The sequence below is a fragment of the Marinimicrobium koreense genome (assembly GCF_003762925.1).
GTDB lineage: Bacteria > Pseudomonadota > Gammaproteobacteria > Pseudomonadales > Cellvibrionaceae > Marinimicrobium > Marinimicrobium koreense.
Map to the genome: position 1 here is coordinate 1791920 of NZ_RJUK01000001.1, position 12160 is coordinate 1804079.

General features: G+C 56.1%; 7 protein-coding genes. 3 read left to right on the plus strand and 4 right to left on the minus strand.

Annotated features, from left to right (window positions below):
• Positions 1–23: 23 nt before the first annotated feature.
• Together EDC38_RS07855 and EDC38_RS07860 are read right to left on the minus strand one after the other, a co-directional pair.
• Positions 24–2939: a SusC/RagA family TonB-linked outer membrane protein gene (locus EDC38_RS07855; RefSeq protein WP_211331054.1), complete on the minus strand. Its 2916-nt coding sequence runs from the start codon at positions 2937–2939 to the stop codon at positions 24–26.
• 69 nt (positions 2940–3008) lie between these two features.
• A complete protein-coding gene (locus tag EDC38_RS07860) occupies positions 3009–5741 on the minus strand; it encodes a glycoside hydrolase family protein (protein WP_123638022.1) in 2733 nt (910 codons plus the stop codon).
• A gap of 314 nt (positions 5742–6055) precedes the next feature.
• On the opposite strand from EDC38_RS07860, the gene EDC38_RS07865 reads away from it, so the two are divergent.
• From EDC38_RS07865 to EDC38_RS07875, 3 genes are all read left to right on the plus strand, one after another.
• Positions 6056–6982 carry an ROK family protein gene (locus EDC38_RS07865; RefSeq protein ID WP_246004361.1) on the plus strand — a complete coding sequence of 309 codons (927 nt, stop codon included), beginning with the start codon at positions 6056–6058 and terminating at the stop codon, positions 6980–6982.
• Between the two features lie 87 nt (positions 6983–7069).
• The gene (locus tag EDC38_RS07870) at positions 7070–8467 is read left to right on the plus strand and encodes a sugar porter family MFS transporter (RefSeq protein WP_123638024.1); all 1398 of its coding nucleotides are present in this window, start codon (positions 7070–7072) and stop codon (positions 8465–8467) included.
• Positions 8468–8512: 45 nt separating this feature from the next.
• Positions 8513–10135: a glycoside hydrolase family 32 protein gene (locus tag EDC38_RS07875; RefSeq protein WP_123638025.1), complete on the plus strand. Its 1623-nt coding sequence runs from the start codon at positions 8513–8515 to the stop codon at positions 10133–10135.
• 83 nt (positions 10136–10218) lie between these two features.
• Here EDC38_RS07875 and EDC38_RS07880 read toward each other — a convergent pair whose 3' ends face one another.
• Positions 10219–11439 (minus strand): ROK family transcriptional regulator, encoded by a 1221-nt coding sequence (locus tag EDC38_RS07880; RefSeq protein WP_123638026.1) that lies wholly within the window; start codon positions 11437–11439, stop codon positions 10219–10221.
• A 175-nt stretch (positions 11440–11614) separates the two neighbouring features.
• Positions 11615–12151 (minus strand): hypothetical protein, encoded by a 537-nt coding sequence (locus tag EDC38_RS07885; RefSeq protein ID WP_123638027.1) that lies wholly within the window; start codon positions 12149–12151, stop codon positions 11615–11617.
• Positions 12152–12160 lie beyond the last annotated feature (9 nt).

A 12160-nucleotide genomic window follows, 5' to 3' on the forward strand; every position in this document is an offset into this window, starting at 1 on the left:
TGAATTCGTTATAGGGTCCCGGTTTAGAAGGTGACATTCACACCCACATTGATGCTGCGCGGAATCGGGAAAGTCGCTCCCGGCGTTTCCGGGTCCTGAGCCAGGGTGCCGTCCGGCGTAATGGTCAGCAGGTTCTGCCCCTGAATATAGAAGCGACCTGTGCTGGCACCAATGGCACCCCAGAAGGTATCCGACGGGGTGTAACCCACTGACAGGTCACGCAACTTGATGTAGGACGCATCTTCCCAGAAGAATGTGGAAGAGCGGGCTTCGTTGTTGTTGTCGACCAGGGTCAGCGCCGGCACATTGCTGCCGGTATTGTCCGGGCTCCAGGCTCCCAGTACGCGATCACCGTAGTTGGAACCGGCGTTGAGCGAGGTGAAGTCGGTGAAGAAGCGCCAGTGGTTACGAATCTGCCCACCGTGAACGCCTTGCCAGAACATATTGAAGTCCCAGTTTTCATAGCCGAGCTTGAAGTTCACGCCATAAATCAGATCCGGATCGGAAGTCGTGAAGAAGGTCTGGTCCGCCTCGGTGATTTCGCCGTCGCCATTGAGGTCGGAGTAGCGAATTCGACCTGGCGCCGCGCCGCCCTGAGTCGCATGCGCGTCGACTTCGTCCTGATTCTGGAACAGGCCGTCAGCTACGTAACCATACACCGCATTAATGGACTGACCGAGAATAGTCTTGTCACGCCCATCACCCGGGAAGGAGTTCACCACGTCGGCGGGCAGTGAGATGACCTCATTCTCGGCACTTGAGACGTTACCGCTGATCTCATAATTGAATACACCGACGCCATCAATCTCGAAGTCATTGGCATAGTTCAGCACCAGCTCGAAACCGGAGTTCTCGATGGTACCGCCGTTAACAATCTGGGAGGCGCCTTCACCCTGAGTTGCCAGAGGCTGGGTGCGGGTCAGAATATCTTCGGTGGTCTTGTCGAACCAGTCCAGTGAACCCCAGAAGGAACCACCGAACATTTCAAAATCGATACCCACGTTGGTCTGTACCGATGTCTCCCACTTCAGGTCCGGGTTACCGATCTGCACCCGGGCGAAGCCCGACGGCAGGTTGCCGGTATCCGCACCATTCAGGTCGTACGCGGTGCCCTCATCCTGCTGAGTGGTAAACAGAGAGGTCGTCGCATAACGGCTTTCGTAGATGGTGGAGGTCGCCCGGGTATCGATTTCCTGGTTACCGTTTTCACCCCAGCTTGCACGCAGCTTCAGCTCGTCGATAAAATCGACGTCGAAAAAGGCCTCATCAGAAACGAACCAACCAGCCGAAACGGCCGGGAAAGTACCGTACTGATTGTTGTCACCAAACCGGGAAGAGCCATCGCGCCGCACTGTGACAGACGCCAGATAGCGACCTTCAAAATCGTAGTCAATCTGAGTGAAATAGGACTGCATATTCCAGGCGTCACCGGAGCCGCCCACCTCAGTCCCGGATGTACCCTGAGACAGGAATGCAAAGTCGCGACTATCCGAGGCGTAACCCTGGTTGCTACCGGAAAACCCTTCGGTTTCAAAATCAACCGTTTCCGCACCCACCAGCACTTTCAGGAAGTGGCCACCGTCAAAGTCCCAGCTCTGCTCGGCCGTATTGGTCCAGACCAGTGTTTTGTTCCAGTTATGGTTGGTATTCAACTGATCTTCAAAGTTGAGGTTGCCCGCCTGAAAGGCACGCGTGTAATCGCGATAATAGAACTGACCGTAATCTACCCCCACATTGGACCGCAGGATCAGATCATCCAGTGGACGGTATTCAACATAGGCGTTACCGACCATCCGGTTATAGGTGTTTTCATTGTCCTTGTTCATCTCGATCAGACGCACAGGGTTGTCCCGGTCGGTGATACCCGCGGCCGGCCCCCCCCAGCCCAGACCATCTTCCGTGCGGATCGGTACAATGGATTGCTGTTCAATGGACAGATTGAGAGCCCCTTCGGCCAAATCATTGACTTTATTGGACACCTGATTGGTAAAAGTGAAATTCTCACCAATCGTCACATCGCCATCAAGAAAATCCAAACTGGAGTTCACACGAAAGGCCAGACGCTCAAACTCTGACTCATCCACAACGCCCTGCGCATTGTAGTAGCCAAATGACGCGTATACGTTGGACCTATCGGAGGAGTTCCCCATGGAAACATGCAGATCGCTCACCTTGGCAGTTCGGGTTACCGCATCAAACCAATTGGTGTCAGCCGGTCGCATTGTCTGCGCCGAATCGAGATATTCGGGCAAGCGAATCTCATTAAGCTGGGGATTACTGAAATCCCCGTTCCAGTCATAGTTATACAAGGGGCTGGCATTGTTGGGATCAGAGCCATCATTGACGGCTGCCTGAAATACGGCACGCGCCCGCTGCTGAGTATTCAGAGGGTTCAGGTCATAGGAGTAATCCTGATAAGACTGATTGAGCTTGACTTGAACACCTTCCGCGTCAGAACCCTTCTTGGTGGTGATCACGATGACACCGTTGGCAGCTCGGGCACCGTAGACGCTGCCGGTCGCCGCGTCCCGCAGGACCTGGATGGAGGCAATATCGTTGGGGTTCAGCTCATGCATGCCTTTGGTGGTTGGCACGCCATCAATCACGTAGAGCGGGTCATTGAAACCAAGGCCGCCAATACCCTGCCCCCGAATACGCACGCGAGAGGATGGATTGGGGTTGCCGTTTGAGCTGATCTGAACACCCGGAAGGCGCCCCTGGAGGTTCTGCATGATATTACCGGAAGGTAAGTCCTGAACGTCGTCCAGGTTCACCGCATTTACGGCACCAAGCAGTTTCTTCTCCTCGGTCGTGCTGTAGCCTGTAACTACAACCTCTTCCAGCGGCTGCATCGCTGGGCCACTGTCAGACTGCGCATAGGCCAGGCCCGGCGTTATCGCGCACGCCAGTGCGCTTAAGGTAAATAGTGACTTGTTCATAGAGTGCATCCTCTTACTTATTGTTGAAACATGGTCATCTCAATGACTCAGAATGAAAACGGGTTGGCGTTACTCAAATCGCTTTATAGAACTGACATTCAGGCCCGACTCGGAATAAAGGCCTATGTCGTACTGCTCCAGCTCGTAAAAGCGGAAGGTCAATGCACGGAAGTCATCGATGTAAACGACGCCATACTCCAGAACCGGATCCAGCAAAATCTCCAGCTCTATGGGTTCACCTTCAGTCAGCGGGGCGCTGACGATCGGGTCGAGGGGGTTACCCCGACTACCATCCAGCGAGAAAGACACTTCATTCGCACTGGCATCAAACGCTACGCGGGCCATTCTGCCTGTTCCTGCATCTTTGAAATCGACACCAAAAGACGCATCCACTGGAAATTGGTCAATACTTAGTGTCATCCGAGTCAACTGGTTGACAGCCTCAAACAGGACCGAACTTTCGCCCGTAAGCACAGCATTTCCATCGCTCACCGCGGCCCCATCTGTTTGAGCTACGACGTTTAACGCTACCTCGGTGGAAAGCTCTGCGCGTAGCGCATCAGGCAAAGCGACTGCCAACCCCTCGGCATCCGTTTTATACAATTGGTGCGTTACCAAATCACCGCCCCAACGGAATCGGCCACTATCGACTGATCCCAATTTGTGTGGCACCCAGCCAAATAGTAGCTTATTACTCTCCGGGCCAGCGGATCGACCAGCGTAGTAACCACGGCCGTCCAATGCGTCAAACTCCGGGTACTCCCAGTCACCCGCACCGTCGGGCACCAGGTGTCGAACCTGCCGGGAAGCGTCTCTCTGATCTGAATAAATCAAGTACTCATCACCGGACAACTGAAGCAAGTCAGGGACTTCGAGGTTAAGATCAGAGGACTCCTGGTACAGAGGCGCTTCAGCGGTCCATGAATCAAGATCAGGGGAAGTGTATAGAGCAATCGCAGCCTGACTGTTGTAACGGGAAGTCAGCAGCATCCAGTAGGCGTTGTCACTCTCATTCCAGAACACCCATGGATCACGGAAATCAAAGTCGCTGTAACCGTCGCCTCCGGTAAAGGTTGCCTCGGCCTGTTTGGTCCAGCTATCCGAGTCAGGGCTATCCGCCGTTGCCAGCATGACGGCTTCGACGGGTTGAATCGTCTGGTTATGGCCGGTGTAGTACATACGGTACTGACCCAGGTCATCTTTAATGACACTTCCGGAGCCGGTCCAGTAATCCTGACTATCAGACTCGCTCCCGGGAGAGAGAACCTCGTAGGCGCTAGAGAAGTTCACCAGATCGTCTGTTTGGGAAAGATACCAGGGGTGTCGTCCGTCATCATGAAGGTAGTACAGATAGAATGTGCCGTCCTCATAATAGGGATTTGGATCACCCACCTTCAGGCGACTGGCCAGAGGCCCCGGCAACGTATTGGTTACCACGCTATCTTCCGCAGGTTCCACCGCCACCTTGTCAGCAGCCCGGAATTCGTCTGCGAGGATATAGGGGAGAGCCTCATCAGAGCCATCATCCGGGTGCATATCAATAATTTCGATCACCCCTTTATGACCTTTCAGCGCAGAAACATCCCAGCTCACCCAGGCCAATGCATTTTCAACATTGGCGCCCGAAGCATGGCGAACGACTTCGCCCTCAACTCGCAGAACCACTGCGGTGGCATTGGGTTCGTTATAGTGGTTGTCACCACCGCCAACCAAAAAGTTGATGAAGTTACTACCAATGACAAATTCCGGGGAGCTCAACCGCCCCCTGGCATTCCAGCCCAGGAAGAAGTTTCCCTCATCCTGATCAAAGGCATTACCGAAGCTCGCGAACACACGCTCTCCCTGCCTGCCGTCAAATGCTTCGGCCCACTCTCCTCCATCAAGGTAGACAAAGTCCCCGGTCACACCAAAGCTGTGCTCCTGGTATGTATCAAAACCACCACAGCAGAATTCAAAACCGGCGATATTCTGTTCAGATCCGGGGCGGGAAAACAGGCTGAAGCCTTCGGTTTCGGGAGCGTCGGTAAATACCAGCTCGACTTCACCGCCTTCAGTTACTCCAGAGGGAGTTGTCTCGGCACTGGAGCTGGCTTCAAACCGATCTGCAAGGATCATGGGAAGAGATCCATCATCGCCTGCATCGTCATGTCCATCAATAATTTCTATGCGCGCCATCTGGCCGATGTAGTCCTGCACATCCCAGGTCACTAACGACAGAGTCGCTTCCTGACCGTTACCTACAGCGTGCCGAACAATATCGCCACCCACTTTCAGTACAATGGCCGTTGGGCGCTCAGAGTCAAATGGATTGGTTCCACCGCCCGCCAGAAAATTAATATAACGAGCCGGAATCTCGAATTCAGGCGACGTCAGAGAACCGGTGAGCTCCCAACCTTTCCACTCGGCGGTGGAATCTCCTTCATCATCGAAGCCATCACCAAAGCTGGCAAACACCCGCTCTCCCTCGGCACCATCTATATCGGCCGCCCATTGGCCTCCATCCAGCATCTGAACAACGCCGGAAGCAGCAAAGCCGTGTGACTCGTACGTCCCAAACCCTCCACAACAGAACTCAAAGCCTGAATGCTCAAAAAGAGGTGTGGGCGGGTAATTTTCAGAGCTGCTTGAAGAAGAGCTGCTGGCGCCACCAGCACTTGAACTTGCGGAGCTGCCTGATTCAGCCACCACATCAACAACGCTTTGCGGCGGGCTATCCTCGGGACCCATCTTACAGCCCACTACTGAGGCTGTGATGACCATGAGGAAAGCCGGGAGCACTTTGACTTCTTTGTATAGTTTCATCGCTTTGTCCTCGCTGCGCCATCACTCATCTAGCTCAGTACAGAGCCTTCAGGTGAGGCGTTATTTGTTTTATATGCTGACTTCCGGTGATCTTATAATTCCATTGCCACCCAAATTACAGAATGATTTATTTTATTTCAACTACTTTATTAACCTTGTGTTAAGAATATATATTATATAGGCCCCGTTTTTAGAGCGCAAAATCATATAAATACCAATAAAACCAACATTGACACACATTCTTAACCGTGATTTACTTAGTCGGAATGAGCGTAAGCCACTATTCAGCAAACCTAATAAGAGCGAGAATCAACGTGAAGTCACTACCCTGCCTGTATGCAGGCATCGAAGCCGGCGGCACCAAGTTCAATTGTGTGCTGGGTCGCTCTCCGACGGAGATTCTGGAGCGCGCCAGCTTTCCGACGACCCGCCCGGATGAAACCCTCGGTGCCGCCATCCAGTTTTTTGAGCAGGCCCAGGCCCGGCACGGTGCCATCGCATCGCTTGGAGTGGCCTGCTTTGGCCCGGTGGACCTGTCTCTGGAGTCCCCTACTTACGGCTTCATCACGGACACACCCAAGGCGCATTGGTCAAATACCGATGTGGTGGGGACGCTGTCTAAAGCATTGGGCGTACCGGTGGCCTTTGATACCGACGTCAACGGCTCCGCATTGGGGGAAGGTTCTCTGGGCGCCGCTCAGGGGCTGGACGACTATGTGTATGTCACCATCGGCACGGGCGTGGGCGCCGGCATTGTGGCCAATGGCCAACCGGTGAAGGGGGCCATGCACCCGGAGGTCGGCCATATGCTCCTGCCCCATGACCGGGAGGTCGACCCCTTTCCCGGCGCCTGCCCTTTTCATGGAGACTGTGTCGAGGGCCTGGCCTCCGGCCCGGCGATCGAAAAACGCTGGCAGCAGAAGGCCGATACCCTCCCCCAGAATCACGAGGCGTGGGATATTCAGGCTGATTATCTGGCCGCCCTGTGCTGGAACCTGACTGTCACCTACTCCCCCCAGCGGATCATTCTCGGCGGCGGGGTAATGAAGCAGGACCATCTGTTCCCGCGAATTCACCAGCGCTTTCAGGGCCATATCAATGGCTACCCCTGCGGCGCCGCTGCCAAAAACCCGCAAGACTATATTGTGGCCCCCGAGCTCGGCGGTCATGCGGGCGAAGTCGGTGCACTATTGATGGCACAGGCCATTGCGCCTTCGATGACTTCAACCGCAGCCGGCTGACGGCTCTGATCATTCATTAATACAGAGGAGCCACGCACGATGGCTCCCTAAAAAATCACAAACAATAATCCAAGCGAGGTAGTAACCATGAACTATTCACCGGGGGCCGCGCCGCCCCGTTCTCATCGAGTTGTCATCTTCAGCACCATCGTGGCCGCCCTCGGGGGGCTACTGTTCGGCTTTGATACCGCCGTTATTTCCGGCACCACCGGTGCACTGGAGCGGGAATTTGAACTCAGCAGCAACGGGCTGGGCTTTACCGTTGCCATCGCGCTGATCGGTACGGTCATCGGCGCATTGAGCGTGGGTAAACCGGCCGACTGGCTGGGCCGCAAGCGCTCCCTGATGGTCATTGCGGTGATGTATTTCATCTCTGCCGTGGGCAGCGCACTGGCCACGGTCTGGGGTGAGTTTCTGGTCTATCGTCTGATTGGCGGTCTGGCGGTGGGTGCCGCCTCGGTGGTAGCACCGATGTATATCGCGGAAATTTCCCCCGCCGCCATGCGCGGCCGGCTGGTGGCGATCAATCAGTTGAACGTGGTCGGTGGCATTCTGCTGGCGTTTCTATCCAACTATGTGATTGGCCTGTCCATTGACGATGCGACGGCATGGCGCTGGATGCTGGGTATCGAAGCGGTACCCGCGGCACTGTTCCTCGCCCTGCTGTTCCTCATTCCCTACAGCCCGCGTTGGTTGGTCAAGAAAGGTCGCACCGTTGAAGCCCACGACGTTCTGGTCAAAATGGGCGAGCCCAACGTCGAGCAGGAGCTGGCGGATATCGAACGTTCACTGAAAGATAACGACAACGGCGCTTCGGACCGCCTGTTCCAGCGCAAATATATGTTCCCGATTTTCTGCGCCTGGGCCATTGCCATGTTCAATCAGCTCTCGGGCATCAATGCGTTAATGTACTACGCGCCCCGCATTTTTGAGAGCGCTGGCTTCAGCACCGAGGCATCCCTGCTGCAGGCGGTTCTGGTGGGTGGCACCAATTTCATGTTCACCGTCATCGCCCTGTTCATGATCGACAAGCTCGGCCGTCGTCCCCTGCTGTTCATCGGCTCCATCGGTACCGCCGCCTCGCTGTTTCTGGTCAGCTTCCAGTTTATGGCCGAGGAAATCTCCGGCAGCCTGGTGCTCTACGGTCTGCTAGGCTTTATTGCAGCCTTTGCCATCTCTCAGGGCGCCGTCATCTGGGTGTTCATCTCGGAAATTTTCCCCAACCGGGTGCGAGCCAAAGGCCAGGCGTTTGGCAGTTTCACCCACTGGTTCATGGCGGCCGCGGTGTCCTGGCTGTTCCCGGTGTTTGCCGACGGCAATGGCGGGCTGGTGTTTATTTTCTTCGGTCTGATGATGGTCCTGCAGTTCCTGTTTGTCTGGAAAATCATGCCGGAAACCAAAGGCACATCACTGGAAGATCTGGAGTACACACTACACGTGCGCGACAACGCACCCGACAACGCGAAAACCGCCGCATCGGCCTGAATCAGCGAATAATCAATCACCATAAATCGTATAGCGAGGTTTACCATGCGCAAGACATTCACCCTTCCCCTGACCTCCGCGCTGGCGCTGGCCATCGCCGGCTGTACTGGCAGTAACACCACCAGCACACCGAACGACACCGCCGCGTCAGCAGAAACCAGCGGTCCGGCAACCACGGCTCCTTACCAGGAGACGTTCCGTCCGCAGTTCCACTTCACCCCCAAAGAGAACTGGATGAACGACCCCAACGGGCTGGTATACCACAACGGTGAATACCACATGTTCTACCAGTACAACCCCTACGGCGACAAATGGGGCCACATGAGCTGGGGTCACGCCATCAGCAAAGACCTGGTGCACTGGGAAGAACAGAAGGTGGCCATTCCCGAAGACGAGGAGTACATGATCTTCTCGGGCAGCGCTGTGGTGGACCATCACAACACCTCCGGCTTCGGCACCAAGGACAACCCACCGATGGTGGCCATCTATACCGGCCACAAACAGGAACCGGAAAAGGGGCAGGATCAGCAACTGGCCTACAGCCTGGATAACGGTCGCACCTGGACCAAGTATGCGGGCAACCCGGTGCTGGATGAAGGCATGGAGAACTTCCGTGACCCGAAAGTGATCTGGCACGAAGAGAGCGAGCAGTGGATCATGGTGGTGGCCTTGTCGACTGACTACAAGATCGCCTTTTACAGCTCACCCAACCTGAAGGATTGGACCTTCCTGAGCCACTTCGAATCCCCGGGATCCGAGCTGGGCATCTGGGAATGCCCGGATCTGTTTGCTCTGCCGATTGACGGCGATGAAGACAAGCGCAAATGGGTGCTGGAAGTGGACCTGGGTGCGGGCGAGGAAGGCTCTGTGGCCGGGGGTTCCGGTGGCCTCTACTTTGTGGGCGAGTTTGATGGCAAGCAGTTCATCCCCGATGAAGATGCCATGCCCGAGAGCGAATCCGGCCCGCACCAGTGGGTGGACTACGGTAAGGACTTTTACGCCGCCGTTTCCTGGTCCGACGTGCCGGAAGAAGACGGGCGCCGTATCTGGGTCGGCTGGATGAACAACTGGCAGTACGCTCAGGAGCTGCCCACCTCGCCCTGGCGCAGTTCCCAGAGCATTCCGCGCACCCTGGAGCTGGCGAGCCACGACGGCGGCCTGAAAATGGTTCAGGAGCCGGTGGATGAACTGCAGACCTTACGGGGCGAGCAAAAATCACTGAGCAACCTGACCGTCACCAATGACACCCGTTCACTGGCCGACTGGAACATTCAGGGCAAGGCACTGGAAATGAAAGTGACCTTCACTCCGGGCAATGCCGAGGTGGTTGGCCTCAACCTGCGCACCGGTAACGATGAAAAAACCGTGCTGCGCTACGACGTGAGCGAGGAAACGCTGGCGCTGGATCGCACCCAGTCCGGACAGGTGGACTTCCACGCGGATTTCCCGGGCGTTCATGTGGCACCGCTGCCGCTGGATAACGGTCAGGTGGAGCTGCACGTGTTTATCGACTGGTCCTCGGTGGAAGTCTTTGCGCACGACGGCGTGGTCGCCATCAGTGACAAGATTTTCCCACAACCGGACAGCGAGGGCGTTGAAGTGTTTGTCGAAGGCGGTAGCGCCACCTTTGACCGCATCGAAGCCTGGCCGCTCAAGTCCATCTGGTAAGCGCTCACCGAAGCAACGTAACAAAAAAGCCCCGGCACTTGCCGGGGCTTTTTTGTTGGAGCCGCCATTACATCGACGCCGACTCAGATCATGCGCCGCTCCGGCACACTGCCCTTGAGCAGTACGGTTTTATCCGCGCCGAAAGACGAATAGAACGGCAGAATGCCGCCGCCCACCGCAATCGCGTCCGGGCCCAGTTGCCCCGGAATGATGGCCGGCACAAAAATATCCTTGGCCGCCATGCTACCCAGGCGCCGCTCTACCATCGCCACCAGCTCTTCAATGATAAAGCGCGGCAGGTTGGCATCGATCACAATGGCTTTCAGATCCAGAATGCTGATCGCCGAAAGAAAGGCAAACACCATGGCATCGGCACAGTCGTTCATCCACTCCTGGATGTAGATACGGGCATTATCGATGTGCTCGGGCAGCTCGCCGATGTGACTGATCTCGATGCCCTTCTGGTTCAGGTACCGGCGGAGTGTCAGCAGCGACGCCCGCTGGGTCAACATGTCAAAACCGCCCTTGCCCGGCTCATGGCCGAACAGCTCGGAGTGGGGAACAGGCATTGACGCCAGCTCCGCCGCGTTGCCATGCACACCGGGCTCCAGGTTACCGTGCAGCACCAGGCCACCGCCGATAAAGGCGCCGATATTGACGTACAGAAAATCCGAAATATCCCGCCCGACGCCGAGCTGCAACTCCGCCACGGCCGCAGCGGCCCCGTCGTTTTCAAAAAACACTGGCAGGTCAATACGACTGGAAATCTCTTCGCTCAAATTGATATTGCGCCAGCGCTCAGACAGCTCATCGGCCATTTCCAGATCGCTCGGCCAGGCGCCCAGGAACCAGGGCATGGCCACTCCGACCCCACGCAGGCGCTTCTGACCGGATTTGTCCAGGTGGTTGCGCAACTCGGGCAGCAGCAGATCGATCTGTTCGATGATGTAGTCCGGATCCGGCTGATCGAATTCGCGCTTGAACTGGGCCAGGGTCTTGCCGCTGAAGTCCAGCAACAGCAGCTCCAGATCGCGCCGCCCGATCTTGATGCCAATGGAGTAAGCACCGGCCGGGTTGATGGCGTAGAGGGTCGAGGGCTGACCGAGACCACCGAGGCGGCGTCCTTCACGAACCACCAGCTCGTTCTGCTCGAGATCATCGACGATGCGGGTCACCGCCTGGGGCGTGAGGTTGGTGGCCCGCGCCAGATCGGATTTGGACGCGGTGCGGTATTTGCGCAAATGGGTGAGCATCACCCGTTCGTTGTAGCGACGCAGGCCGCTGGAATTACTGCCCTGACTCATGTGTTCCGGCTCCCGATTGGACTGACGGCTACCGAATCGATGATTGAATGCGTATTCAACGGCAGCCCTTTGTCAAACATCACCGCAGTTTAACAAGGCGCGGACCATTAAGGCTAGCACCTTGTCAGTTCTGGGCTGGAACCCCAGCAGTCCGGTTCATTAGTCTTGCAGCTTATTATTCCAGCCAGACCGGATAGTAGTCGTACTCGCAGTAGCTGGAGTCCAGATCACACACTTCCAGTACCGCATAGAGCTTCTCGGGCAATTCGTAAATCAGCGGGCTCACATCGGTCACATAATCATCCAGGCCGCAGGCCATGGTCAGGTCCGGGTAGTACTGACAGATGCGGATGGCCTCCTGGTCACAGGGCAGACCTTCGCCGCAGACTTCGGTATACACCCCATAGCTGCCGGTCAATGACGGGCGGTCGTTCAGGCGGAAACTCACCTGATAATCTTCCAGGCTGTTCACCTGCCAGTCGATCTCGAAAATGCCCGCATCCACATAGGGATCAAACGTCAGCGGCACCCCCGGATCCAGCGCGGTATCCACACCATAGCTGTCGATGATATTGAAGGTTTTGAGATAGGGCACAAAGTCCGAACCCCGATGGGGACTATCGTTGACGTGCGTGACCTGCACATGGCTTTCATCGCACCCCATCAGGATCAACGAGGCAGTCATCACGATCAGGCTCAGTATACGATTCACGGGGCACCC